Source organism: Streptomyces sp. NPDC088252 (assembly GCF_044740965.1).
GTDB lineage: Bacteria > Actinomycetota > Actinomycetes > Streptomycetales > Streptomycetaceae > Streptomyces.
This window is the reverse complement of record NZ_JBIURS010000017.1, coordinates 42,687-66,315: the sequence shown is the minus strand read 5'-3', so window position 1 is coordinate 66,315 and position 23,629 is coordinate 42,687. Positions and strand designations below refer to the sequence as shown.

General features: G+C 69.0%; 19 protein-coding genes and 2 pseudogenes. 9 read left to right on the top strand and 12 right to left on the bottom strand.

Features of this window, described 5'->3' with window-relative positions:
* Nucleotides 1-8: 8 nt before the first annotated feature.
* On the top strand, nt 9-182 hold the full coding sequence (locus ACIOHC_RS29295) for a CsbD family protein (protein WP_365692257.1): 174 nt from the start codon (nt 9-11) through the stop codon (nt 180-182).
* A gap of 131 nt (nt 183-313) precedes the next feature.
* On the opposite strand, the pseudogene ACIOHC_RS29290 reads toward ACIOHC_RS29295, so the two are convergent.
* Nucleotides 314-1,048, bottom strand: a pseudogene (locus ACIOHC_RS29290) (transposase family protein).
* Nucleotides 1,049-1,556: 508 nt separating this feature from the next.
* Between ACIOHC_RS29290 and ACIOHC_RS29285 the strand changes: the two are divergent.
* The 3 genes from ACIOHC_RS29285 to ACIOHC_RS29275 all read left to right on the top strand — a co-directional run bounded on the left by ACIOHC_RS29285 (nt 1,557) and on the right by ACIOHC_RS29275 (nt 4,162).
* Entirely contained in the window at nt 1,557-1,769 is a 213-nt protein-coding gene (locus ACIOHC_RS29285) for a hypothetical protein (protein WP_351086676.1), read from the top strand.
* Nucleotides 1,757-2,200 carry a tail fiber domain-containing protein gene (locus tag ACIOHC_RS29280; RefSeq protein ID WP_401844620.1) on the top strand — a complete coding sequence of 148 codons (444 nt, stop codon included), beginning with the start codon at nt 1,757-1,759 and terminating at the stop codon, nt 2,198-2,200. Before ACIOHC_RS29285 ends, ACIOHC_RS29280 begins: the two co-directional genes overlap by 13 nt.
* Before the next feature lie 573 nt (nt 2,201-2,773).
* A complete protein-coding gene (locus ACIOHC_RS29275; RefSeq protein ID WP_351086672.1) occupies nt 2,774-4,162 on the top strand; it encodes an MFS transporter in 1,389 nt (462 codons plus the stop codon).
* A 51-nt stretch (nt 4,163-4,213) separates the two neighbouring features.
* Here the strand turns inward: ACIOHC_RS29275 and ACIOHC_RS29270 are convergent, their stop codons facing one another.
* Both ACIOHC_RS29270 and lnt read right to left on the bottom strand, forming a co-directional pair.
* Complete coding sequence (locus ACIOHC_RS29270; RefSeq protein ID WP_351081140.1) at nt 4,214-4,693, bottom strand: NUDIX domain-containing protein; 480 nt, start codon at nt 4,691-4,693, stop codon at nt 4,214-4,216.
* Nucleotides 4,694-4,723: 30 nt separating this feature from the next.
* Entirely contained in the window at nt 4,724-6,325 is a 1,602-nt protein-coding gene (gene lnt / locus ACIOHC_RS29265; protein WP_351081142.1) for an apolipoprotein N-acyltransferase, read from the bottom strand.
* Between the two features lie 195 nt (nt 6,326-6,520).
* Here lnt and ACIOHC_RS29260 point away from each other — a divergent pair, with 195 nt between their 5' ends.
* The gene (locus ACIOHC_RS29260; protein ID WP_351081228.1) at nt 6,521-7,627 is read left to right on the top strand and encodes an O-antigen ligase family protein; all 1,107 of its coding nucleotides are present in this window, start codon (nt 6,521-6,523) and stop codon (nt 7,625-7,627) included.
* A 181-nt stretch (nt 7,628-7,808) separates the two neighbouring features.
* Here ACIOHC_RS29260 and ACIOHC_RS29255 read toward each other — a convergent pair whose 3' ends face one another.
* The gene (locus ACIOHC_RS29255) at nt 7,809-8,372 is read right to left on the bottom strand and encodes a hypothetical protein (protein WP_351081144.1); all 564 of its coding nucleotides are present in this window, start codon (nt 8,370-8,372) and stop codon (nt 7,809-7,811) included.
* 59 nt (nt 8,373-8,431) lie between these two features.
* A complete protein-coding gene (locus tag ACIOHC_RS29250; protein ID WP_365692259.1) occupies nt 8,432-9,217 on the bottom strand; it encodes an aspartate/glutamate racemase family protein in 786 nt (261 codons plus the stop codon).
* Nucleotides 9,218-9,275: 58 nt separating this feature from the next.
* Here ACIOHC_RS29250 and ACIOHC_RS29245 point away from each other — a divergent pair, with 58 nt between their 5' ends.
* The gene (locus ACIOHC_RS29245) at nt 9,276-10,448 is read left to right on the top strand and encodes a glycosyltransferase (protein WP_365692261.1); all 1,173 of its coding nucleotides are present in this window, start codon (nt 9,276-9,278) and stop codon (nt 10,446-10,448) included.
* A gap of 52 nt (nt 10,449-10,500) precedes the next feature.
* Here ACIOHC_RS29245 and ACIOHC_RS29240 read toward each other — a convergent pair whose 3' ends face one another.
* A complete protein-coding gene (locus ACIOHC_RS29240; protein WP_365692296.1) occupies nt 10,501-11,817 on the bottom strand; it encodes a TerD family protein in 1,317 nt (438 codons plus the stop codon).
* Between the two features lie 296 nt (nt 11,818-12,113).
* On the opposite strand from ACIOHC_RS29240, the pseudogene ACIOHC_RS29235 reads away from it, so the two are divergent.
* Nucleotides 12,114-12,525: pseudogene (locus tag ACIOHC_RS29235) on the top strand (dihydrofolate reductase); the annotation flags it as partial.
* A gap of 223 nt (nt 12,526-12,748) precedes the next feature.
* On the opposite strand, the gene ACIOHC_RS29230 reads toward ACIOHC_RS29235, so the two are convergent.
* Nucleotides 12,749-13,357, bottom strand: a complete 609-nt coding sequence (locus tag ACIOHC_RS29230) for a TetR/AcrR family transcriptional regulator (RefSeq protein ID WP_365692263.1) — start codon at nt 13,355-13,357, stop codon at nt 12,749-12,751.
* Between the two features lie 46 nt (nt 13,358-13,403).
* On the opposite strand from ACIOHC_RS29230, the gene ACIOHC_RS29225 reads away from it, so the two are divergent.
* Entirely contained in the window at nt 13,404-13,868 is a 465-nt protein-coding gene (locus ACIOHC_RS29225) for an SRPBCC family protein (RefSeq protein ID WP_351081152.1), read from the top strand.
* Nucleotides 13,869-14,263: 395 nt separating this feature from the next.
* Here the strand turns inward: ACIOHC_RS29225 and ACIOHC_RS29220 are convergent, their stop codons facing one another.
* Genes ACIOHC_RS29220 through ACIOHC_RS29205 form a run of 4 tightly spaced genes read right to left on the bottom strand, consistent with a single transcriptional unit; the run spans nt 14,264 to nt 18,088 of the window.
* A complete protein-coding gene (locus ACIOHC_RS29220) occupies nt 14,264-15,442 on the bottom strand; it encodes an alpha-hydroxy acid oxidase (protein ID WP_365692265.1) in 1,179 nt (392 codons plus the stop codon).
* Nucleotides 15,439-16,260, bottom strand: a complete 822-nt coding sequence (locus tag ACIOHC_RS29215; protein WP_401844617.1) for an amino acid ABC transporter ATP-binding protein — start codon at nt 16,258-16,260, stop codon at nt 15,439-15,441. The genes ACIOHC_RS29220 and ACIOHC_RS29215 overlap by 4 nt, the downstream gene beginning before the upstream one ends.
* Nucleotides 16,257-17,204: an amino acid ABC transporter permease gene (locus ACIOHC_RS29210; RefSeq protein ID WP_365692269.1), complete on the bottom strand. Its 948-nt coding sequence runs from the start codon at nt 17,202-17,204 to the stop codon at nt 16,257-16,259. The genes ACIOHC_RS29215 and ACIOHC_RS29210 overlap by 4 nt, the downstream gene beginning before the upstream one ends.
* Nucleotides 17,201-18,088, bottom strand: coding sequence for an ABC transporter substrate-binding protein (locus ACIOHC_RS29205; protein WP_365692271.1), 888 nt, complete (start codon nt 18,086-18,088; stop codon nt 17,201-17,203). Before ACIOHC_RS29205 ends, ACIOHC_RS29210 begins: the two co-directional genes overlap by 4 nt.
* A 142-nt stretch (nt 18,089-18,230) precedes the next feature.
* Between ACIOHC_RS29205 and ACIOHC_RS29200 the strand changes: the two genes are divergently transcribed.
* Nucleotides 18,231-19,883 carry a helix-turn-helix domain-containing protein gene (locus tag ACIOHC_RS29200; protein ID WP_365692273.1) on the top strand — a complete coding sequence of 551 codons (1,653 nt, stop codon included), beginning with the start codon at nt 18,231-18,233 and terminating at the stop codon, nt 19,881-19,883.
* Between the two features lie 603 nt (nt 19,884-20,486).
* On the opposite strand, the gene ACIOHC_RS29195 is transcribed toward ACIOHC_RS29200, so the two are convergent.
* Nucleotides 20,487-22,031, bottom strand: a complete 1,545-nt coding sequence (locus tag ACIOHC_RS29195; RefSeq protein ID WP_351081163.1) for an FMN-binding glutamate synthase family protein — start codon at nt 22,029-22,031, stop codon at nt 20,487-20,489.
* Nucleotides 22,032-23,629 lie beyond the last annotated feature (1,598 nt).

The window sequence follows — 23,629 nt, the reverse complement described above, 5'->3', positions numbered from 1 at the left end:
AGAACGAAATGGGTATCGGGAAGAAGTCCAAGAACATTGGCAAAATCGCAGAGGGGAAAACCAAGGAAACGGTCGGGCGGGCCGCGGGTAACGAAAGGCTGGAGGGAAAGGGGAGGGCCCAAAAAATGAAGGGCAAAGTAAAGCAGGCAGTGGAGAAGGGCAAGGACACCTTCAGGCACTGAAAGTAAGGCATTCAGCACTGACCCGCTGCCGCACTTCGAACAAAGGCGGGCTGGCGCCCAGCGGAGCCAGTGCCGGCTCGCTGCAATCGACGCAACTGGCGGCGGGACAGTGCACGGAGCCTTTTCCAATCTCACGCTGACGCGTGATGAAGGACGAGAACGGCCTGGACGATCGCGGTGATGCGGTTGGTGCTGCAGCGGAGCTTCCGCAGGAGGCGCCGGCCCTTCAAAGTGGCCATGGCCTGCTCGCCGAGGCAGGCGGGTCTCGGCATGCGTGCTGTTGTGCCGACGCTGCCACCGCTTGAGGCGACGGCCGCGGAAGGGCACCCGGATGGAACCGCCGGCGCCCTGATACGCCTTGTCGGCCCAGCACTTGAGGCCGGCCTCGGTGAGCGCGTCGACGATGCCGTGGGTGCGGGCGGCGGTCAGGTCGTGAGTGGAACCGGGCAGCGCGGGCGAGGCCCGCAGCAGCCGCCCGAAGGGATCGGTGAGGACCTGGACGTTCATGCCGTGACGTCTATGTTTGCCCGAGTAGCACGGGGTGTCAGCGGCGATCCGGTCGATCGGCGGCAGGGTGCCGTCCAGGATCACGAACGCCTTGGTCCGCGCAATGTGCATCGCCTCGGCCAGGGTGGGCGCGAGGCCGGCCAATACCTCGACGGCCTCGTGTATGTAGCGGTATACGGTCGCGATGCCGATACCGAACCCCGCGGCGAGCTGGGCGTACGTGTCACCGCACCGCAGATGGGCCAGGGCGAGGAGAGCCTGACGACCCGCGGTCAAACGCCGCCATCGGGTCCCGATCGCCCCTCGCCGCACAGCGAGCCGTCCGGTCAGCACCGCAGGGTACGACCGGACAGGTCGATCGACGTGGTTGACCCGGCCTACGGTCGCGGCTCGGCGAAGTCCGCCGCGAGCAACGAGCGTTCTCGCAGTAGAGCCGCCGCACCGTCACCTTGATCAGTACCGGCCGTCCCCGACCGCCGTGTCGGCAAGACATCTCCCGTACGTGCCGTGCACCCAACTGGAGAGCACCGCACAACCAGGACACGCCACCTCGGTCTCCCGGGATCTCGCCACCAGCCGCGCCGCGCCGCACTCGAAGAACACTCGCTCCACCAGCAACTCGCTGAGGTCGGAAACGGGTCACCGACCAGGTCGTCACACCGCATCACGGTCCCAGATGACGTTGCGTCACCGCGGTCGAACCCCGTAGATCGTCCTCACGGAATCTGTGCCTGGTCCGGGCTTAGTCAACGTATTGTCGTGCTGCTCGTGACCCACGGGGGGCGGTGTCGTTGTCTGGTTGATCTGATCTCTGACTGACCCGGAGCGTGCTTCATGTCTTTTACCGCAGCTACCCGACTTGCCGCAGTGTCCTCCGCTGCGATCGCCGCCGTGTCGGTGTGCCTGGGCGCAGCCTCGGCTGCCGAGGCCGCCGAGCCCGCGCAGGTGCGGGCAGTGGAGCAGAGCAAGGCCCCGGCCGACGACCCCCAGGGCACAGCCCACTGGGTTCCGTTGGGCACGCTGCTGTTCTCCGACCGGGCCGTAAAGACCAGCGTGAGCCCGGTGCGATGGGATCGCTGACCGAACGCCTCCACCGCGCCCGGACCGCCGGCATTAGGGCCTACCGGGCGCGCCTGCACCCTGACACGCCCAATCCCGCCGGAATTACGTCCACAGCGTCCAAGGAATCAGTCGCCGAGGCGGGTGACGGCGTGAACGGGTTCGATGTCCTGGCCTCGGTGGTCGGCCTACCGGTGAGCACATGGCGGTACCGGTGGGAGGACGACGAAGTGCGCCACCTGGGGCCGATGGCACAGGACTGGCGGGCCCACTTCAGCTTGGGAGCCGACGACAAGACGATCTGCTGCACCGATGCCAACGGCGTCGCGATCGTGGCGATTCAGGCACTTCACCGGCAACTCACCGACCTTCAGGCTGAGGTCAGGGAACTCCGGGCGCAGAAGGTCGAACCGGCAGCACACGCACCTGGTGCGGAGACCCCGCGGGTCTGACCATCTCAGCCGCTGCGCCTTGCTGTGGCTGGGTGCAGCGGCTGCGGATGGAATGACGTGGGTACGCCCCGCCGTGACAGCGAACCTTCACCGACTGACGGCGAAGTCTGGTCACTCCGAGGCGAATGACCGTGAGGGGCCTGCCGGTGCGGGACTACGCGCCACCGCCCGTGGTCACCTCCGCAGAATCGCGCCAGGCCCGACCGCAGTCGCGCGGAAGGGCAGAACACAACCCGTCCGATCCGTCCCTATGCCGATGTTCAACGCTGCGTAGTCAGCACCAAGTCAGCACGGGACAGGTGATCAGGGGTGCTGACATGCGGTGTTAGTCAGCACCAAACCAGCACGGGAGTCAGCACCAGGGCACTGAAGCATGCCGAACAACGCAACTCGGACAGACGCCTGTAGGCCTTCAACACGGTCCTCGAAGCAGTCTCAACATGCCTGTCATGGCGGCCCCGCGCATACCCGACCCGGGAACTATGGTGTCCCGCCACATGTGCCTCTGACCTGCCCATTCCTACGGTGTGGCGACACGAAACCGTCCCCGCCAACCGCCCGGAAGTGGTGTTCATGGCTGCCTCGGCATCCGCCCCGCCGACCACCCGATCGCTCAAGCGCATCGTCGCCGCAAGTCTCATCGGGACCACCATCGAGTGGTACGACTTCTTCCTGTACGGGTCAGCCGCCGCGCTGGTCTTCAACAAGCTGTTCTTCCCCGAGTCCGACCCGCTCGTCGGCACGCTTCTCTCGTTCCTGACCTACGCGGTCGGCTTCGCCGCCCGGCCGCTCGGCGCCCTGGTGTTCGGGCATTACGGCGACCGGCTCGGCCGGAAGAAGCTGCTGGTGCTCAGTCTGTTGATGATGGGCGGAGCGACGTTCGCCATCGGGCTGTTGCCGACGCATGCCACGGTCGGGGCCGCCGCCCCCGTGCTCCTCACCGTCCTGCGCCTGGTGCAGGGCTTCGCCCTCGGTGGTGAATGGGGTGGGGCCGTGCTGCTGGTGTCGGAGCACGGGGACCCCGAGCGGCGCGGGTTCTGGGCCTCCTGGCCGCAGACCGGGGCTCCTGCCGGGCAGTTGCTCGCCACCGGGGTGCTCTCCGCTCTCACCGCGCTGATGTCGGACTCCGCCTTCGGGGCATGGGGGTGGCGCATCCCCTTCCTGCTCTCCGGGGTACTGGTGCTTCTCGGCCTGTGGATTCGTCTCTCGGTCGACGAGTCGCCGGTGTTCAAGGCAGCGCTGGCGCAGGCCGAGGAGCGCAAGTCTGCCGCTGGCGCGACGGAGAAGATGCCGCTGGTCGCCGTACTGCGGCACCACTGGCGCGACGTGCTGATCGCCATGGGGGCCCGGATGGCGGAGAACATCAGCTACTACGTCATCACGGCGTTCATCCTCGTCTACGCGACCACCGCGGCAGATCTGGGCAAGCAGACGGCGCTCAACGCGGTACTCATCGCCTCGGCCATCCACTTCGCGGTCATTCCGGCCTGGGGCGCGCTGTCGGACCGGATCGGGCGCAAGCCCGTCTATCTAGTCGGCGCCATCGGCGTGGGGCTGTGGATGTTCCCGTTCTTCGCGCTGATCGACACCCGTAGCTTCGGGAGTCTGCTGCTCGCCGTCACTGTCGGGCTCATCTTCCACGGCGCGATGTACGCGCCTCAGGCGGCCTTCTTCTCGGAGATGTTCGCCACCCGTATGCGTTACTCGGGCGCGTCGATCGGGGCGCAGTTCTCATCGGTCGCGGCCGGTGCCCCCGCTCCGCTCATCGCCACCGCTCTGCTGGCGGACTTCGACAGCTCGACACCCATCTCGCTGTACGTCATAGCCGCGGCGCTCATCACCGTACTGGCGGTCGGTTGTGCCAAGGAGACCAGGAACCGGGATCTCACGGACATCGAGGGGGCTGCCGCCCCGGAGCCGGACGCGCCCGCGGCGCTGCCGGCCGACGCCCGAGGCGTCTGAGCCGTGCCGTCGGACGGGCCGGAGAACCGGGCCCGTCCGACGGCACCGTCGTCACTTCTGAGCGGTGGGCTCGAACCAGGTGGGTTCGTCGGTCAGCGACTGCTTGATCCTGAAGAGCCCGAACTCGTTCAACGGCGGCAGCGCGTCCACCGGGAACCAGCCCACCTCCAGCGACTCGTCGTCGTTGACGCGTGCCTCGCCCCCGGTCGCCCGGCAGCGGAAGGTGACGTCCAGGTACTGGCAGCGGTCGCCGTTGGCGTACTGCACCGGTTCCAGGGCCTGTGTGAGCACCACCCGCTCCGCCACACAGCGCACAGCGGTCTCTTCGTACACCTCGCGCTCCGCCGTCGCCGCCGGCTGCTCACCCGGCTCACAGATACCGCCGATGACCGACCACTTGCCGGTGTCGGAACGGCGTCCGAGGAGCACGCGACCCTCGTCGTCGAAGACCACGGCGGTGACGCCCGGCAGCAGGAGCAGCTGTTGGCCCGCGGTGGCGCGGATCTCGCGGATGAAATCAGGAGTAGCCATGGGCCCGACCCTACGTGGCGGACGGGGTGGTCAGCGGCTGCGCCGCAGCCGTACCGAACGGACGGTGACCCAGCCGAGCCCCGCGACGGCGATCAGTGCGAGGACTCCTTCGGGGAGGGTACCCATCCTGGTCGCGGGCGTGAGCGAGGACCTCAACGGCACCTTGTCCACCAGCGCGTCTGCGGTGAACAGCTTCGTCTGCCGGACGATCGTCCCGTCGGGACGGATGACCGCGCTGACCCCGCTGGTGACGGGGACGACGACGGACCTGCTGTGCTCGACCGCCCGCACCCTGGACATGGCCAGCTGCTGATAGGTCATCTCGCTGCGCCCGAAGGTGGCGTTGTTGCTGGGTACGGCGATCAGTTGGCTGCCGTGCTCGACCGTGTCCCGTACGGCGTCGTCGAACGCCGCCTCGTAACAGGTCACCAGTCCCACGTTCGTACCCGCCAGGTCGAAGACACCGACCTGCTTTCCGGGACCGAAGTCCCGCCGTACACGGTCCACGTCGGAACTGAAGAGGCGCACGAAGGAGCGCATCGGGATGTATTCGCCGAACGGCTGGATGTGCCGCTTGTCGTATGTGCTGACGGGCCCCTTCTTCGGGTCCCACTGGATGAGGGTGTTGCGCAGCTTGCCGGTGTCGGGCTCGACCACCGCGCCGATCACGGTGGGTACGCCGATCGCCTTCACCGCGTCGTCGATCACGATCCGGGCGTCGGCGTTCCGGTAGGGGTCGAGGTCGGAGGAGTTCTCCGGCCACAGGACGAAGTCGGGCTGGGGAACCTTGCCCGCCTTGACATCCTGGGCGAGCTGTTCCGTGCGGCGCACATGGTTGTCGAGGACGGCGCGGCGCTGGGCGTTGAAGTCGAGTCCGAGCTGCGGCACGTTGCCCTGGATCGCGGCGACGGTCGCGGTGCCGTCCTCGGGCGAGTCGTCCACGAGCGGCAGGGCGGCGAAGGCGGCGGCGACGGGGACCAGGACGGTCGCGGCGGCTGCGGCGACGGCGGCCCGGGGCACCTCGCCCGTGCTGCGGTGGGTACGGAACCGGCGTACCGCTTCACAGAGGCCGAAGCCGCACAGGACGACCGCGAAGGAGAGCAGCGGTGTGCCGCCCACGGCCGCGAGCGGCAGGAACACGCTGTCCGCCTGCCCGAAGGCGATCTTCCCCCAGGGAAAGCCGCCGAACGGCACCCTGGCCCGGATCCCCTCGTCGAGCGCCCAGACCGCGGCGGCCCACACCGGCCACCAGGCGAGCCGGGAGACGGCGGCGATCCCGATGCAGCCGACGGCGATGAACAGCGCCTCGGCCGTGGCGAGCGCCAGCCACGGCACCGGACCGACCTCCTCGCCCGTCCAGTGCAGCAGCGGCAGCATGAAACCGAGCCCGGCGAGAAGGCCGAGGCCGAATCCGGCGCGCAGTCTGCGTTCGTGCAGCACCCAGCCGAGCAGGGCGAAGCCGGGCAGAACCAGCCACCACAGGGGCCGGGGCGGGAAGCTCAGATACAGCAGCACTCCCGAAATCACGGCGGCTGCAGGCCGTACGAGCCGCGGCATCACGCGTCTCCCCCTGGACGTGGGGGTGGATGCGGGCCGCTGCGGGTCGTCGACTGGGGTGATGGTGGCGCTCACCCGGCGGAGTCTACGGTGGTCGGCCGTGTGCCAGGCAGCCCCGCTCGCGTGATGGAACCCCTCGCGCCGGATCGTTTCGCCACTTTCCCGCACAGATCCGGGCCGTCGGCATTAGCGTGTGCGCCAGCCCCCACCGATCGGCCGTGTCCGGCCGATCGCGAACGGGACGGTCACAGGTCGGGGGCGAACGTGACGATTGCACCAGCGGGACGAGGCCGAGCGCGGGAACGCGGCAGCACTTCCGACGGAGCCGGGGCCGTGATCCTCGCCGGCTGCGCGATCTGGTCGTTGATCAGCGCCGCCGGACGGGAGACCGGCCCGGAAGGTGTCCTGCTGGCTCTGCTCGCCGTCGCCGCGGGCTTCGCCTGCGGACGGATCTGCGGAACGCTGCTGCCGGTGGCGACGGCCACGGTGGCCGCCGTGGCGGCGCTCCTTCTGGGCCTCCTCTCGCGTCATGGCGTGCCGGGCGCCACGGCTACGACGGACACGGCGCCCGGTCACGCCGGGGCTGCCGCCGCACTGCTGGTGCTCGCCGCGGGCGCCGCCTGCTGCGCGGCGGCGGCGTCCCGGCAGGTACCACTGCGGTTCGCCCTGCGGCTGCTCGCGCTCGGCACCGCCTGCGCCGCGCTGGCGCTGCGCTCGGTGGCCGGGTTCGCCGCGGCACTCGGGGTGCTGCTGTGCTCGCTGGCCGCCGCCAGGATGCGGCAACGGCTGCTCGGCCTCGCCGGGCTCGCCCTGGCCACCGGTCTCGTCGTCGCCACGTCCTGGGCGATCGCCGCGGACGCGCTGCCCCAGGGCCTCAAGGTGTGCCTGGAAGGTCCGCTCACCGCGCACCGGGTGCAGCTGTGGCAGGACGCGTTGGAGCTGGCGGGCGAACATCCGGTGCTGGGCATCGGCCCGGGACGGTTCGCCGAGCTGAGCCCCACCGTGGAGCAGACCGTCCACTCCGACGGCAAACCGCACTCGGCGCCCCTCCAGCAGGCGGCCGAGCAAGGTGTGACGGGAGTGGTGCTGCTGGGTTCGTCCTTCGGGTGGCTGCTGTACGTGCTGTGGCGCTCGCCCCGCAGCACGGCCGTCGTCCTGACCGCGGGCACCACGCTCACCGCACTCGCGGTGCTGGCGAGTGTCGGCAACGCGCTGAGCTTGACGCCGGTGACCGCGGGGGCGGGGCTGCTCGCGGGGCTCGCGTCGGCCCGCAGCCCCATCGGCGAGGGCACGGCGGGCGCGGGCGGCACGGCTGACGACGGGGAGGACCGTACGCACGGGACACCTGAACCGGACGGGGTCGGCACCGGCCGGTGATCCGGACGGGGCGGACGATGCGGCGTACGGCCCCGGCGTTGCGGCCGGAACGGCCTGCGGTCCGCGGTACGGGCGACACGGCGTACGACCTCTCGGTCACGAATCGTCGTGCCCGGCCGGCCCGTCGCACCCCGCTCCGAGCCGTTGCCGGGGCCCCGGGGACCGCGGACGGTGCCGCGGGTCAGGCTCCGGCTGGCGCGCCGGTCGCCCGCAGGTGCAGGCGCTCGCGGATGAACCGTACGCCCGCTTCCGCGTCGTCGACCGTGATGGTGAACGTCCGGCCGTCACCGAGCCTGAGCACCAGCCCCTCGCCCCTGCGGACCACCACGGCCGTGCCCTGCTCGGGGCGCCAGCGGTAGCCCCAGCCGCCCCACTGACGCGGGGTGACCCGAGGTGCGAATTCCGCGCCCACCACTTGGGTGAGCAGGATCCGGCGGCGCGGCAGGCCCATGTGGCCGCAGCGCACCTCCAGCGCGTCCCCGTCGACCCTGACGGCCACGTTCACGAAGGCGAGAGTGCCGAACAGCATGAGCAGTCCGGCGGCGACGCAGCCGATCACGGACATCAGCAGCGGGGCGATACCGGAGGTCCAGTTCGAGGTCACGGCCAGTTGGACGCCGAGCGCCACACAGGCCGCTCCTGCGGCGGCGAGCACCCACTGGGCCCGGTTGGTGGCCCGGCCGATCCAGACCTCGGAGTGGGGGTCGGCTCCGGTGTGCCTCGGGGTTCGGCGGTGGTCCCTCATGTCAAGCAGCGTACTCAAGAACCCGCACGCCGGGGATGGGCCCGATGGCCCGCGCCGGGTCAGCGGGCGGGGCTGACGGCCCCCAGCAGCTGCCCCTCGGCATAGGCCAGAGCGGCTTCCGGCAGGTCGGCGGTGCGCCCGTTGAGAAGCACGGTGAGGCCTCCGGCCGATTCGGCCGACGGAGCGGGTCCGACGCCGATCCGGCGCAGTGCCTGGGCGGCGACGGCGTCGGCGGAGCCGTGGAGCGCGACGGGAGGCAGACCGGGCTGCCGGACGGCGGCACGGATGCGCTCGGCGACCAGTTCGTAATGCGTGCACCCGAGGACCACGGCCCGCACATCACGCGGGGTGAGCGCGGCGGCTGCGGCGACGGCCCGGTCGATCGCCGCCTCGTCCGCGTGCTCCACGGCGTCGGCGAGACCCGGGCACGGAACTTCGGTGACGGCGACGGAGCCGGCGAATTCGCGGATGAGTCCGCGCTGGTACGGGCTGCCCGTGGTGGCGGGCGTGGCCCAGATCGCGACGGGGACGCCGTCGGCGACGGACGGCTTGATGGCGGGAACGGTACCGATGACCGGCAGTCCGGGTTCGAGTTCGGCGCGGAGCGTCGACAGGGCGTGCACGGAGGCCGTGTTGCAGGCGACGATCAGTGCGTCGGGCCGGTGGGCCGCAGCCGCTCGGGCCACGTCCAGCGCGCGGACGGTCACGTCCTCGGGGGTACGCGGCCCCCACGGCATGCTGTCCGGGTCCGAGGAGAGCACCAGATCGGCGTCGGGCCTCAGGCGGCGTACCGCGGCGGCGGCCGCGAGCAGGCCGATTCCGGAGTCCATGAGCGCGATCTTCACCCGGTCACCTTAGTCGACCGCCCTTGCGGTTCCGTCACAGTGGGGCAGACTGCGGCAAATGAGTGCCGTTGCCTGGATCGCCGTGGGTTCGCTGGCCGCGTGGTTGTGGCTGCTGCTGGGACAGGGTTTCTTCTGGCGCACCGACCAGCGGCTGCCGCCCAGGGAGGCCCCGGAGCACTGGCCGTCCGTCGCGATCGTCGTGCCCGCGCGTGACGAGGCGGACATACTGCCGGTGAGCCTGCCGTCCCTGCTGGCGCAGGACTATCCGGGGGTCGCGGAGATCTTCCTCGTCGACGACGGCAGCGAGGACGGCACCGGCGATGCCGCCCGCGCGCTGTCCGTGCGGTACGGGGGACTGCCGGTGACGGTGGCGTCGCCGGGTGAGCCGGAGCCGGGCTGGACGGGCAAGCTGTGGGCCGTGCGGCACGGGATCTCGCTGGCGCGGGCCCGACAGCCGGAGTATCTGCTGCTGACGGACGCCGACATCGCGCATGAGCCGGACAGCCTGCGGGAGCTCGTCGCCGCCGCCGTCTCGGGCGGGTTCGACCTGGTCTCGCAGATGGCCCGGCTGCGGGTGTCGAGCGTCTGGGAGCGGATGGTCGTCCCGGCCTTCGTGTACTTCTTCTCGCAGCTCTATCCGTTCCGGTGGGTGAACCGGGCGGATGCCCGGACGGCCGCGGCGGCCGGCGGGTGTGTGCTGCTGCGGACCGGAGCGGCGGAGCGGGCCCGCGTGCCGGAGTCGATCCGGCAGGCGGTGATCGACGACGTATCGCTGGCGCGGGCCGTGCGGCGCGGCGGCGGGCGGATCTGGCTGGGGCTGGCGGAACGGGTGGACAGCGTGCGGCCCTATCCGTGCCTGGCGGATCTGTGGCGGATGGTGTCGCGGAGCGCGTACGCCCAGCTGAGGCACAGTCCGCCGTTGCTCCTGGGGACGGTACTGGGGCTCGCGCTGGTCTATCTCGCGCCGCCGGTCACACTCGTCGCCGGGCTGCTCGACGGGGCTCCGGTGGCGGCGTGGGCGGGCGGGGCGGCGTGGGCGGTGATGACCGGCACGTACATGCCCATGCTCGGCTACTACCGGCAGTCGCTCTGGCTGGCGCCGCTGCTGCCGTTCACCGCCGCGCTCTATCTGCTGATGACGGTCGATTCGGCGGTGCAGCACCACCGGGGGCGCGGCGCGGCCTGGAAGGGGCGTACGTACGCCCGTCCCGAGGCCGCGCCGGACCGGTGAGCGGAGTCGGCCGTGGGCCGATGACCGCAGTGCCGACCGGACCCCCGGGGGGTCATTTACGGCCGGGCGTCCAGTTCATGCCCCACCCGTAGGCGTAGTCGATGGTGCGCTGCGGGCTCACTCCGCGCTCGGGTACGAGATAGCGGGCCTCGCGCTGCACCGTGAGGTCTCCCCCATTGTTGGTGAGGAGCGCGAGCGCGCAGACGGTGGACGGGACGGTGCATTCGTCGAGCGAGAAGTCGATCGGGGCGCCGTGCTGGGGCCGGAGGGTGACCGTCGCATGGAGATCGGCAAAACTCCGGGCGCCTTCATAGACGGTGACGAAGATCAGGACGCGGCGGAACTTGTCCTTCTGGTCGAGGTTGACGGTGAGGTTCTCACCGGTGGCGACGGCGCCGGTGCGGTCGTCTCCGTCGAGATGGATATAAGGGGGCTGCCTGAGTGCGCCGAACGCGTTTCCGAGTGCCTGTACGACTCCCTTGCGGCCGTCGGTGAGTTCGTAGAGGGCGCAGAGGTCGAGATCGAGGTCCGCGTGATCGGCAACCGCTCTGCCGAGTTTGCTCGCCCAGCCCTTGAACTGTTTGCGCACTTGCCAGTTGAGATTGACCTGCAGGACTCCCGTGGTACCGCCCTGTTCGGCCAGGGAGACCGAGGGCGTCTCCTTGGTGAGCGTCACCTTCGACAGGCGGACGGGCGGGACGGCAGGAGGTACGGGGGGCGCCGTCGGCGGCGCGGGCGGGAGAACCGGCGGCGGCAGGGGCAGATCGGCAACCCGGGGACCCCCCTGGGTCTGTTGAGGCGCTCGGGGTTGTTGATACGGCTGGGGCCGCTGCGGTTCATCGACGGAAATACCGAAGTCCGTCGCGAGACCCTCGAGACCGCTGCTGTAACCCTGACCGACGGCACGGAACTTCCAGGCGCCCTGGCGCCGGTAGAGTTCGCCGAGAATGAAGGCGGTCTCGACCGTCGCGTCGGCACTGTCGAAGCGTGCGATCTCCGAGCCGTTCGACGCGTCCATGACCCGCACGTGAAGCCCCGTCACCTGACCGAAGGTGCCGCCGTCCGCGGAGGCCGCCAGGACGACGGTCTCGACGGCCGGCTCGACGCGTGCCAGATCGACGGCGAGGCTGTCCGTCACCCCGTCGGCGGTGGTGCGCTTGCCCTCGTGACGAACCGCGCCGGATGTGTGGGACGGCTGGTTGTAGAAGACGAAGTCGGCGTCGTCGCGCACCTTTCCCGACACGAGAAGGAGTGCCGAGCCGTCCACGTCCGGTGTCCCTGGAAGGGCACGCCACCCCAATTCGACCCGCACGGCCCGAGCCGCCACCGGAACATTGGCGCCTTTTAGCATGGTCATGCTCGCCCCCATCGCGAGTCCGGCTGCCCGAAGGCTTTTCTCCGACAACCTAATCCCCTGCGCGCCACGGGGCCCACAGCAGTGCGTCCACCGCCCGGCGATCCGCCGGTAACTCCCCGGGAACTCACAGGAACGGGTCCAGCGGCGATGAAGCGGCGGATCGGTTCTGGGCAGGCGGGTATTCGGCTGTGCGCCTTGCGCGGTGTGGCGGCCGAACTCAACCGCGTGCTCCGCGCGGCTTCGATGTTCGGCGCACGCCTCACGCGTGCGCGATGAGTTCGGGCGGCGGATCGAGAGTCCGCCCTGGTATGACTCGAATCACTGCTGACATCTCGGTTTCCCTCGACGGCTTCGTCACCGGGCCCGGCCCCGGCCTGGACAACGGTCTGGGCACCGGCGGCGAGACCCTGCACCCCTGGGCGTTCTCCGAACGGCCGCGACGACCGCCGAGTCCTGCGCGAAGCGACAGCCCGCTCAGGTGCCGTCGTCCTCGGCCGTCGGCTCTTCGACGTGGTCGACGGGCCGAACGGCTGGGACGACGAAACCGGCTACGTTGCTGGAGAGGCCGACGAGCCGGCGTTCCTCGTCGTGACGAGCTCGCCACCGGAGTCGGTGCGGCTCATCCATCTTGCCTGGACGTTCGTCACCACCGGGCTGCCCGACGCCGTCACCGCCGCGCGCGAGCGTGCCGAGGCGGCGTCGTCGGACAGCGGAAAGGAGTGCCCATTCCGCCGGAGCCTGAACGCCCCTGCTCACCCTGCTCCCCTGCCGGGACCATGGCGATGCCCCTGCCGGCCGCCAGGAGCGTCCGGGGGTGTGGGGCCCGCAGGATCGACCCTGTGGAGTTCCCGATCAAGGTGACGCCGGCCCGCGCGGTTCCGACACTGCCCGACGAACAGTGGTCGTCGTCCGGCCCAGCCGCTCGGCCTGATCGGCGACTCCGTCACTTCGAGCCGTAGTACAGCCGGAGGAACTCCTCCATCGCCGCGTCGACGCCGACGCGGTCACCGGTGGCGAGCAGGTCGAGCAGCAGACCGCGGACGGTGGCGAGTCCCAGCCTGGCGCGGTTCCGGGCCACGGCAGGGTCCGCACCTGCGGCGACCTCGGCGGCCATGAGCGGCTCCAGCCAGTCGTTCACGAGCCCTTCGAGGACCGGGACGGCCTCGGGGCGGCCCCGCAGCGCGTGCCCGCAGATTTCGAAGAAGAGCCGCTCCTGACCGGCCAGTCGAGGGTCCGTCAGCTGCCGCCAGAGGAGCCGCGCAGTATCGGAGGGCGAGAGACCGGGATCCAGGCGGAACCGGGACAGCAGATCACGCTGGCGCTGCTCCGACGTCCGGACGATCTCGACGAGCAGCTGTTCCTTGGAGCCGAAATAGTGGATCAACATGCGGTGACTGACGCCGATCGCGGCGCCCAGGCCGCGCAGGCTCAGGTCTGCGAAGCCGTGTGCCGCGACGTAGTCGACGGCCGCGTTCACCAATTGAGAGCGCCGGCCCCCGTCCGTGCCGGGCGCGGCCTTGCCCTCAGGATGCGAGCCGTCCGTATTCACCACCTCGCTAGTGTACCAATTGGTACATGTCCTATGTACCGTGTGGTACATGAAGTCTGTCACCGTGTTGATCGACGTACCGCAGACGCCCGAGCAGGTCTACGACTTCCTCGATGTCATGGCTCACCACGAGCGATTCACCAACCACTACCTGACCGACTGGCACTACAGTGGCCCCGGCCGCGGCATCGGATCGTGCGCCACGGTCACAGCCGCGCTGGGCGGCACGAAGACCGACGTCACCATCGAGGTCGTCGAGGCCGACCCGCCGCGGCGCATTGTCGAACGGAACGTCAGCGCGGCCGGCCGACGCCTGGCCCACGGCACCTACACCATCGAACCGCTGCGCACCGGCGGAAGTCACGTGTCGTTCACGTATGCCTGGGCACGCGTCCCGCTCGCCGACTGCCTGCTGGCGCCCGTCATCCGTGCCACGATGCGGCGCGCCAACCGTACGGTCATGCGACGCCTGGCCACCGAGTTGGTTCGCCACGTGTCCACTGCCGGATCCTGACGCGTCGGAACGTGTCGGCTCTTCTGCCCGACACAGGACCCGCCCCGCGTAATTGCCACATGTAGGAGGCGGCGACCAGGTGCGGCAGTTCGCCGGGGCCCACCGGACCCAAGGCGGCGAGGGAATCCAGGGCGACGCCCGCTCCGCCAGGGTCGTGCCGTCCCGATGCGCTGGTCCGGGTGGCCAAGGCCAGGACGAGCAGCCGGTGTCCGTCTCCATGGCCCGTACCCGTCCTCACCGCGACGGACGGGGCGCGTCTTCGGACTCAACTGCTCCGGCCCCGGTGCGGCTGATGGTGCCAGGACTCATGGTGTTCCGTTCGTAGCAGTACGGGTGGTGCGGAGTCTTGTCGCGGCGTCGGGTTCGACAGGCCATCGTCGTTGGGCGCACGACAGTCAGGGCGTGTGGAGCGTGTGCCCGGCGCGCGGGTGGGCGTCGTTGATGGTGGGCGCCAGGGCCGAGGCGTTCAGAGTGTTCAGAGTGGTGTTGCCGGTGAAGGCGAGGGCTGTTGCCGTCTCGTCGCGCAGGATGTCGAGCACGGCGGCGACGCCGGCTTCGCCCGAGTGGACCAGTCCGTAGACGGCCGGCCGGCCGATCAGGCCGGCGGTCGCGCCGAGGGCCCGCATCTTGACAAGATCACTGCCGCGCCGGATGCCGCTGTCGACCAGCACTTCGGCCTGGCCGTCCACGGCCTGAGCGATCTCGGCGAGTGCGCTGACCGTTGAGGGCTGTGCGTCGAACTGCCGACCGCCGTGGTTGGATACGAAGATCGCGTCCGCGCCGGCGTCGACTGCCCGGCGTGCGTCCTGCGCGCTCATCACACCCTTCACGGCGAGTCTTCCGCGCCAGCGCTTGCGGATCCGTATCACGTCGTCCCAGGTCACTGCGTCATTGTCGTCATGCATGAACTCGCCCATTTCGCGCAGGTTCATCGCCCGGCCGTCGATGCTCTGATCGCCAAACGTGATCTTCGGGCCGAACAGGAAGTTGGCGACCCATCGCGGCTTCGTCGCGGCGTTCAGGACACCCCGTGGCGAGGGGCGCGCCTGCATCGTGAAGCCGTTGCGGAGGTCGCGTTCGCGCTTGCTGGACACGGCGACGTCGCCGGCGAGGACGAGGACCGGGATGTCGGCCTCCTCGGCGCGGTCGAGATGCTTGTCGACCAGTCGCTGGTCCGGCCAGATGGCGGCCTGGCACCAGACGGAGCCTGGAGCTGCAGCCGCCACCTTCTTCAACGGCGTGCCGGACCAGGCGCTGTGCACGAAGACGGTTCCCGCGTTACGGGCCGCTCTCGCGAGCGCGATGTCGGCGTCGCGGCGGAAGAGCGACAGCAGGCCCATGGGTGAGATCAGTACCGGCGTCCTCAGGGTCTGTCCCAGGACGGTCGTGCTGAGGTCGATGCCGGAGACATCGCTCATGATGGACTGGCGCAGGTGCAGCGCGGCGAGGTCGGTGATGTTGCTCCGCAGCGTGATCTCGTCGAGTGCGCCGCCTTCGAGGTAGTCGAAGACGATCCGCGGCAGGCGGCGCCGGGCGACGCGGCGGAAGTCGTTGATGTTGACGGGTGCGCTCATGATGTGGTGCTCCTGTCGTCGGAACCGATGGATGTGGTGGTGTCCTGGGAGTTCAGGGATGCCTTGACGTGGCTCATGAAGGTGGCGACCAGCGGATGTGTCGAGGTCAGCCATTCCTGTGGGCGGGCGTCGTAGGCGACGGTGCCGCTGTCCATGAGCACGATGCGGTCGGAGACGTCGAGGGCGAACCGCACCTCGTGGGTGACGATCACCATCGTCATGCCGCTGTCGGCGAGCCGGCGGATCACACGGAGGACTTCGCCGACCAGGTGGGGGTCGAGGGCCGAGGTGGGCTCGTCGAAGAGCATGAGCTTGGGGTGCATGGCCATGGCCCGGGCGATCGCTACGCGCTGTTGCTGCCCGCCGGAGAGCTGGCGTGGGTAGGAGCCCGCGTGCTCGGCGAGGCCGACCTGCGCGAGTAGGTCCCGTGCTTCTCTCTCGACTTCGGCGCGTGCCCTTCCGAGGACTTTGCGCGGGCCGAGGGTCACGTTGTCCAGGGCGGTCAGGTGGCCGAAGAGGTTGAAGTGCTGGAACACCATGCCGATGTCCCGGCGCTGTCGGCACAGGGTCGACTCCTTGACCTCGTGCAGGTGGTTGCCTCGCCGGTCGTAGCCGACGAGTTGACCGTCGACGCTGATGGTTCCGGCATCCACCGGTTCGAGATGGTTCACGCAGCGCATCAGGGTCGATTTGCCAGCTCCGGAGGAGCCCAGGATGCTGACGACCTCGCCGCGCCGGACGTCGAGTGAGGCACCGCGCAGGACGGCGGCCGGGCCGTAGTTCTTCTTGACGTTCCGTATCTCGAGCATGACTGTCATGACTTACCGTCCGAGGTGGGGTTGGCGGTGGACCACAGGGAGGCGAGGTGATTCGCGGCGCGTGTGATCCATGGCTGCTGCCGGACCCGGAGTACGACTTGCAGGCGGCGTTCCAGGTGGGCCTGCGCGAGGGAGGCAACGGTCGACAGGGCCAGGTACCAGACACTGGCGACGATGAGCAGCTCGATGACCAGGTAGTTGACCCCGTATATCTGTTGGGATGCGGTCAGTAGTTCGCGGACGGCGATGACGCTGACGAGCGAGGTGTTCTTGAGCATGTTGATCAGTTCGTTGCCGGTCGGCGGAACGATCGTGCGGAGGGCCTGCGGGAGGATCACGTAGCGCATGGCCTGGCCTCCGGTCATGCCGATGGTGGCTGCCGCCTCGCTCTGTCCTTGTTCGACGGAGATGAGGCCGCCTCGCACGATCTCGGCCATGTACGAGGCCTCGTTGAGGCCGAGCGCGATGACGGCCGCGGCCACCGGCGTGATGAGTGAGTTGGTCGCGACGCTGAAGCCGATCGACGTGAAAGGAATGTGCAGTGCGACGGCGGGGAAGATCAGAGCGAGGTTGTACCAGAAGATGATCTGGATGAGCACCGGTGTCCCGCGGAAGATCCACAGGTAGAGTCCGCTGGTCATCCTGAGGACGGGATTGCTCGACCTTCGCATGACGGCGAGGATGATGCCGCCGACGATACCGATGCCCTGCGCCACGAGCGTGAGCAGGATGGTGAGGCCGATGCCGTCGATGACGGATCGGGCGGTCAGGTAGGAGCCGACCTCGTTCCATTGCAGGTTGGGTGAGCTTGCGAAGGCCCACACGATCGCGGTGCCGGCCGCCAGGACGAGGAGCGCCGAGATCCAGCGCCAGGGGTGGCGTCGTGCGATGGTGCGCAGCTCGTCCTGATGGGTTGTCAGTTCCGTGAGGGTGGAGTTGATCACTGCTTGCCTCCGTTGATGGTGGCTCTGGTGATCAGGGTGCTGCCGGTGATCCCGTACTTCGCGCAGATCTCGGCGTAGGTGCCGTCGGCGATGAGGAAGTCGAGTGCCTTGGCGATTGCCTGAGCCAGTGCCGGGTTGTTCTTGTTGACCGCGAAGCCGTAGAGGAAGTCCGGCGAGATGTCGTCGAGGACTTCGGCGTAGTGCCGGGGTTGGCTGCCGGCCAGGTGCTGTGCCACGACGCGGTCGACCAGGGCCACGTCCACACGCCCGCTCCGGATCGCGACCGCGGCTTCCCTGTCGGTGGGAAAGACCTGCGCGGAGACGGCCTTGCTGCCGTCCTTCACACACGTCGCCGAGATGGTCTTCGCCACGGCCACGGTTGCCGAGCCGTTCGCGACGCCGACCGTCTTGCCGCACAACGCGGAGGACTGAGAGTACTGAGACGTGTCGGCGGCCCGCACGATACCGGCGATGCCGCCCTTGAGCATGTCGACGAAGATGACCTGCTTCCGACGCTCGGGGAAATCGCCGAACGACGACGCCAGCATGTCGTGGCGTCCGGCGTTCAGCGCGGGGATCAAGCCGTCCCAGGAGGCGTTGGAGAAGCTCGCCTTGAGCCCGAGACGCCCTGCCACTGCTGCGGCCAGGTCGATGTCGATGCCCGAGAGGGTCGCCCCGTCCGGTGCGTAGAACTCCATCGGCACAAACGGCACGTTGGTGCCGACGCGCAGCACCCCGGCCTGCTTGACCAAGCTCGACGCGGCGCCGCTCGCGACTGTCGGCGGCTTGCTCGCGTCGGCCGGCTGGTAGCCGCACGCCGTGAGGAGGGTGGCTGACGTCGCGACGAGGACGGCGGCGACGTACCGCAGGGAAACAGGCGTCATCGTGGGCTCCTACGCCGGGGGACAGTGGTCGCCAGGCCCCGGTCGAAGGGGGCGGCGTGGGATCAGCGTAGGAGGGCGAACCACCCACCGATATGGAGCGATCTACAAAGGATTCAGCTTCCTACTGATAAAATCTCCAAGCATGGCAAGCGGAACCCCGGACCTGACCGCGCCGGCCGTCGATGGCTTCCGACCGGCGGCCCTCTCGGAAGTGCTCGTGAACGTCGGAGCGGACCTGTGGCTGGTGCACCAGGGCGACGACCCGCTCGTGCAGTCGATTGTGCTTCGCGAACCGACCGACGATGAGGAGTACATCCCGCCGGGCGCGGTGCTCCTCGCGGTCGGCTTCCCCGCGCAGGGGCCCGCCTTCACCGAGCTGCTGGTCCGAGCCGGCGAGGCCCGGGTCGCCGCATTGATCGCCAAGCCCGCCACGATCGATCCCGAGTCCCTGCGCGCGCTGGGCGAACTGCACAAGGTCAACACTGTTCTGGCGCGCCAGTCCAGCGATTGGCTGCAGCTGGCGACGCTCCTCAGGACCAGCGTGTCCATCTCCGCGGCCGACGGTGTCGCGGGGGCACGGCTTGGCGACCTGTTCACCTTCGCCAACGCTGTGGCCACCATGGCCGGCGGTGCCACCAGCATCGTCGACCCTGCAGGCCGGGTGCTCGGCTTCTCCAACCTCGCCGATCAGCCCGTCGACGAGCAGCGCCGCAAGGTCACCCTCCTGATGAGCGAGGTCGATTCACCCTCGACCGACCCCGACTACCGCCTCACCTACGCCAGCACTGGGTGCGTCTTCGTCCCCGGTGACGACGAGACCTACGGACGTGTCGCCGCCGCCGTCCGCAGCGACGGCGAAGTGCTCGGCACCGTCTGGGTCATCGTGACCGACCCGCAGCAATGCCACCACGTCATACGAGCCCTGGATGAGCTGCTGGACGCAGCCTCTCTCCACCTCCACCACGCCCGCTCCTACGTCGACGTCAAACGGCGGCGAGAAGCCGACCTGCTCTCCAACCTCCTGCGCGACCCTCAGCAGGCATCCGCGTGCGCATTCGCGTTGGAGATCGCCGACAAGCAGTGGTACCGCCTTGCCACACTCACCTCGACCAACCCGCCCACACGCGCCACTGAAGTCGCCTCTCACCGACTCATCCAACGTGTCTCGACCTGGCTGCACCTCATCCAGCCGAACGCGATCGTGGCGGAAGTCGACTCCCAACTCGTCATGCTCTTCAGTGGCCGGCACGGCCAGGAGTGGACGACCCTCCAACACAACCTCGACGACTTCCTCCGCCGCGTCGAGCTCACCGCACCGTCACTGGCGGTCGTGGTGGGCCGTGAACTCCACGACACCCACGAGCTCAGCAATGACTACACCTACCTGCGCACCCTGGTCCGGCTGACCGCACTCGGACTCGTGACCCACCGTCCCGGCGGTGCCGTCGTCCTCATGGACGAGCACCTTCCCCAGCTCGACCTGGCCATGATCGCCGACTGGCACCGATCGACGAGTCAACTGCGCGTCCCTGTCCTCGAACGGATGAGGGAGATGGACCGTGAACGCGGCTCCGCGTACCTCGAAACCCTCAAGACTTACGTCGAAAGCAACAAGAACATTCCCGCCACAGCGGCTGCCTTGAACGTCCACGTGAACTCGGTCCGCTACCGCGTCGACAAGCTACAGACGATCTTCGATCTCGACCTCAACGACATCGACGTCTTCGCCTGGCTCCTCCTGCAATTTCGCTTCGCCGAATTCACCGCGCATACAAACCGCCCTTGCGCGGGCTGACCTCGCGCTTCCCTGAAGCGGACTGTCCGCCGCGCGGCCAGGTAAGCCCAAAGCGCCTCTGACAGCAAGAACGAGGATTGTCAAGGTTCTTGTTCCACCCGCCGTCGGAGGCACGGATGCGGGCCGCGCAGGCCGAGGCACGCAAGCACGTCTGGAGGTACACCGGGCTCACGGTTGAGCCGGTGGATTCCCGACCCGGCCTGCCCCAGCACTGGCGATCGGTGCTGCCGCTCCGCGCCGGCGACCACGGTTCTACGCCGACGGCCGTCGGCCGACGAGGTCCGCCGCGACCCCGGCCGCCTGCGGCCAGTTACTGGTTCAGTGCCGCGTTGGTCTCCCTGAGCCGGTGGTTCTCGATCTCCGGCACCAACTCACCGGCGCCGCGATCAGCCTCGCCCGAATCGGCACCCACCTCACCGAAACGCCCCGGGCCCGCACCCGCACCAGCCACTTCGCGCGACTTGGCCCCGCCGGACAGATCCGGCGGGGCGAAGTCGCAGGGCTCGAACTGGCCAATGGCGTCCGGAGGGAGTCGGCGGGGCCCTCTGGGTTTCTCACATGGGCGGAAGTCTGAAGAGCGCCGTGCTTGTCACTGCCGGCGCGTCAGACGACCGGCTTCTGAACGGAGGTCGGCCTGGTGGCGAGCAGTGCGGTGATCTCATCGGCGAGCTGCGGGCCGAGCTCGCCCCAGCCGTCCTTGTAGCCGTAGACGCCGGCCAGGGTGCGGGCCTCGTAGTCGCCGTTCATGATCTCGATGTCGTCGGGTGTGATGAGTGCCGGGTGGGCGACGCCGACGGCCGCCGACACCTTCATCAGCTCCTTGCGCAGGGTGCGCAGGTAGACAGCGGCTCTGGTGGCCTTCGAGGCCGGGTCGAGGCCGCGGGCCAGCCACGGGTTCTGGGTGGCGATGCCGGTGGGGCACTTGTCGGTGTGGCACTTCTGCGACTGGATGCAGCCGATCGACAGCATCGCCTCACGGGCCACGTTGATCATGTCGGCACCCAGAGCGAACGCGACCGCTGCGTTCTCGGGCAGGCCGAGCTTGCCGGAGCCGATGAAGGTCAGGTCATCGGTCAGCCCCCGCTCAGCGAAAGTACCGTAGACCCGGGAGAAGCCCATCCGGAACGGCAGTGACACCGAGTCGGTGAAGATCAGCGGCGCCGCCCCGGTGCCGCCCTCGCCGCCGTCGATCGTCACGAAGTCGACACCACGGTCGCCACGCGCCATCAGCGTGGCCAGATCCTGCCAGAAGCCCATCTCCCCCACCGCGCTCTTGACCCCGACCGGCAGACCGGTCTCGGTGGCGAGCAGCTCGACGAAGTCGAGCATCGAGTCGACGTCGCTGAACGCGGTGTGCCGCGACGGGGAGGCGCAGTCCTCGCCGACCGGAATGCCGCGGATTCCGGCGATCTCCGGAGTCACCTTGGCACCCGGCAGCATCCCGCCCAGCCCTGGCTTGGCTCCCTGGGAGAGCTTGATCTCTATCGCCTTGACCGGGGCGCCGCCGACCACATCCTTGAGCTTGTCCAGGTTGAAGCTGCCGTCCTCGTTGCGGCAGCCGAAGTACGCCGTACCGAGCTGGAGGACGAGGTCGCCGCCGTTGCGGTGGTACGGCGACAGGCCGCCCTCGCCCGTATTCTGCATCGTGCCCGCCAGCGCCGCCCCCTTGTTGAGCGCCGTGACGGCCGCGCCGGAGAGCGATCCGAAACTCATCGCCGAGATGTTCACCACGCTCGCCGGTCGGAACGCCTTGGCGCGGCCACGCGGCCCACCCAGCACCTTGGCTGAGGGCAGTGAGGCCTGCGGGTCGTGCACGTCGGGCAGAGTGTCGGCGAACGTGCGCTGCTTCAGGTAGGCGTGCCCCTGCACGTGCTCGACATCCACGTCGGTTCCGAACCCGAAGTAGTTGTTCTCCTCCTTCGCCGACGCATAGATCCAGGTGCGCTGGTCACGACTGAAAGGACGCTCTTCCTCGTTGGAGGTCACGATGTACTGCCGCAGCTCCGGCCCGATCGTCTCCAACAGGTACCGGGCGTGTCCGATCACCGGGAAGTTCCGGAGCAGTGCGTGCCTCTTCTGGACAAGATCGCGGGCGGCCACCAGCGCCAATGCTGTTGCGGCGACCGCGCCGATCCTCCGGGCGTGCATGAACGTTCCTCCTCGATGAGCGGCTCCATCGCTGTGCGGTGGACGTCGCGGTGTCGTGTGGGGCGTCAGGCGACGGGCGCTGCCAGTCGGGCATCAACGTCCGCCAAAGAAACCGAAATGATATTAACCTCGCGCTTTCGTGAGCAGCCGTCCGACAGGTGATCGGACAGACGCCGGGGCGCGGGCACAGGCGTAGACGGATCGCCCTGGTGGAACGCCCCCAGGAACAGAGAGATGCCTTGTGAACTGGATGCCGGGGCTTTCCAGGACTCCGTCCGGCAAGAACAGCAAGGCATCTCGTAAGTGCGATCTCCTCATGCCCCGGCGGCGGCCTGGACCGCGTTCGACGAGCAGAACCTGTTGCCGGTGCGGTCGCGGGCCACCACCGCACGCGGGATCCGCCTCCACCACCACGCCTACGACCACGACCTGCTGGGCCCCTGTGTTCAGTGCGGCGAAGGCGGCTGCCCAGTCGGGGGCGCCCTCGCCGGCGATGGTGGCACCGATGATGTCGTCCCCGCTGCCCTCCGCCGCGGCGACGCCGTTGCAACATGAGTAGAAGGCCGTCGCACTGCTGGGCTTCTTGCATGTAATGGGTGGTGACCAGGACGGCGGCGCCCAGCAGCCGGTGGGCGCCAGGGGCGTCGGCGCCGAAGGCGGTTACGGCGAAGGCGGTTGCGGCGAAGGCCGGCCTCCCGGGCCGTCAGCGTCTCCCACAGCCTCAGCCCCTGGGGTACGTGGCCGAGGCGCTGTCGGGTGGTGCGGCTGGGGGCGTGCCGAACATGCTGACCTGAGCGCGACCGCGGGCCGGGGCACGCACAGCGCCTCGTAGGCGACCACCGAGCCCAGCGAGTGCCCCATGACCACCCGGGTGTCCGGCGTGATCAGCTCCGCAGTCCGAGCCCGTACGGCTTCTCGCAGCTTGGGCACCGTGAAGCAGCGACGCACCTGCTCGAAGGTCGGGATGAGTAGCCGGCCGGAGACGGCGCCGAGGAATCGAGTGCGGGTGAGAGCGTGCAGGGGCGCGGCGAAATGGGATCTCGGCGCAGGGCGATTCCGGCTCCACCGCGCAGTGCCGGCTCAACTTCCGCCAACAGGGTCTCAGGGGTGTCGAGTTGCCGCCGCCTCCATCCTGGGGAGTGCCACGCGGGCGTCGCCCCTGCAGCCCATCCACCACTTCCCGTTAGCCTCGCGCTTTCGTGAGCGCTGCTGTCCGAAGCTTGATCAAATACGCGAGGAGTGCCGCCGACCTCGGGTGATGGGACTTGTTCAGGGTTCTCTTCGTCGTAGGGAAAGCCGCACTCCCCGGGTGAAGGAATGCATCGGGTCTGTGTGTCCGTGTCGAGAGCGACGGTCGTGGCGTGGTGACGCAGGCCAGTGCCGTGCTGCCCGGCGCTGGGGTGTGGGCGACGATGCGCACGTCCCGTTTCAGCATCGGGCCCAACCCGTCTCGGCGGCCCCGCCGGTCAGGCACCCGATCCAGTACCTCAACGAGAGCCGGCAGGCCGTCGGCCCCGCACAGCACCGGCACCGACACGTCTGCTTCGAACACGTCCTCGCAGCGCGAGAAGGGCATCGAAGAAGGAGGATGGCATGCG

Excerpts from the sequence above, each read along its gene's own strand:
- ACIOHC_RS29200 (WP_365692273.1), top strand. The coding sequence starts at position 18,231 with ATGGCAAGCGGAACCCCGGACCTGACCGCGCCGGCCGTCGATGGCTTC.
- ACIOHC_RS29280 (WP_401844620.1), top strand. The coding sequence starts at position 1,757 with ATGGGATCGCTGACCGAACGCCTCCACCGCGCCCGGACCGCCGGCATT.
- ACIOHC_RS29215 (WP_401844617.1), bottom strand. The coding sequence starts at position 16,260 with ATGACAGTCATGCTCGAGATACGGAACGTCAAGAAGAACTACGGCCCG.
- ACIOHC_RS29220 (WP_365692265.1), bottom strand. The coding sequence starts at position 15,442 with ATGAGCGCACCCGTCAACATCAACGACTTCCGCCGCGTCGCCCGGCGC.
- ACIOHC_RS29195 (WP_351081163.1), bottom strand. The coding sequence starts at position 22,031 with ATGCACGCCCGGAGGATCGGCGCGGTCGCCGCAACAGCATTGGCGCTG.
- ACIOHC_RS29275 (WP_351086672.1), top strand. The coding sequence starts at position 2,774 with ATGGCTGCCTCGGCATCCGCCCCGCCGACCACCCGATCGCTCAAGCGC.
- ACIOHC_RS29270 (WP_351081140.1), bottom strand. The coding sequence starts at position 4,693 with ATGGCTACTCCTGATTTCATCCGCGAGATCCGCGCCACCGCGGGCCAA.
- ACIOHC_RS29295 (WP_365692257.1), top strand. The coding sequence starts at position 9 with ATGGGTATCGGGAAGAAGTCCAAGAACATTGGCAAAATCGCAGAGGGG.
- ACIOHC_RS29225 (WP_351081152.1), top strand. The coding sequence starts at position 13,404 with ATGAAGTCTGTCACCGTGTTGATCGACGTACCGCAGACGCCCGAGCAG.
- ACIOHC_RS29205 (WP_365692271.1), bottom strand. The coding sequence starts at position 18,088 with ATGACGCCTGTTTCCCTGCGGTACGTCGCCGCCGTCCTCGTCGCGACG.
- ACIOHC_RS29255 (WP_351081144.1), bottom strand. The coding sequence starts at position 8,372 with ATGAGGGACCACCGCCGAACCCCGAGGCACACCGGAGCCGACCCCCAC.
- ACIOHC_RS29245 (WP_365692261.1), top strand. The coding sequence starts at position 9,276 with ATGAGTGCCGTTGCCTGGATCGCCGTGGGTTCGCTGGCCGCGTGGTTG.
- ACIOHC_RS29240 (WP_365692296.1), bottom strand. The coding sequence starts at position 11,817 with ATGGGGGCGAGCATGACCATGCTAAAAGGCGCCAATGTTCCGGTGGCG.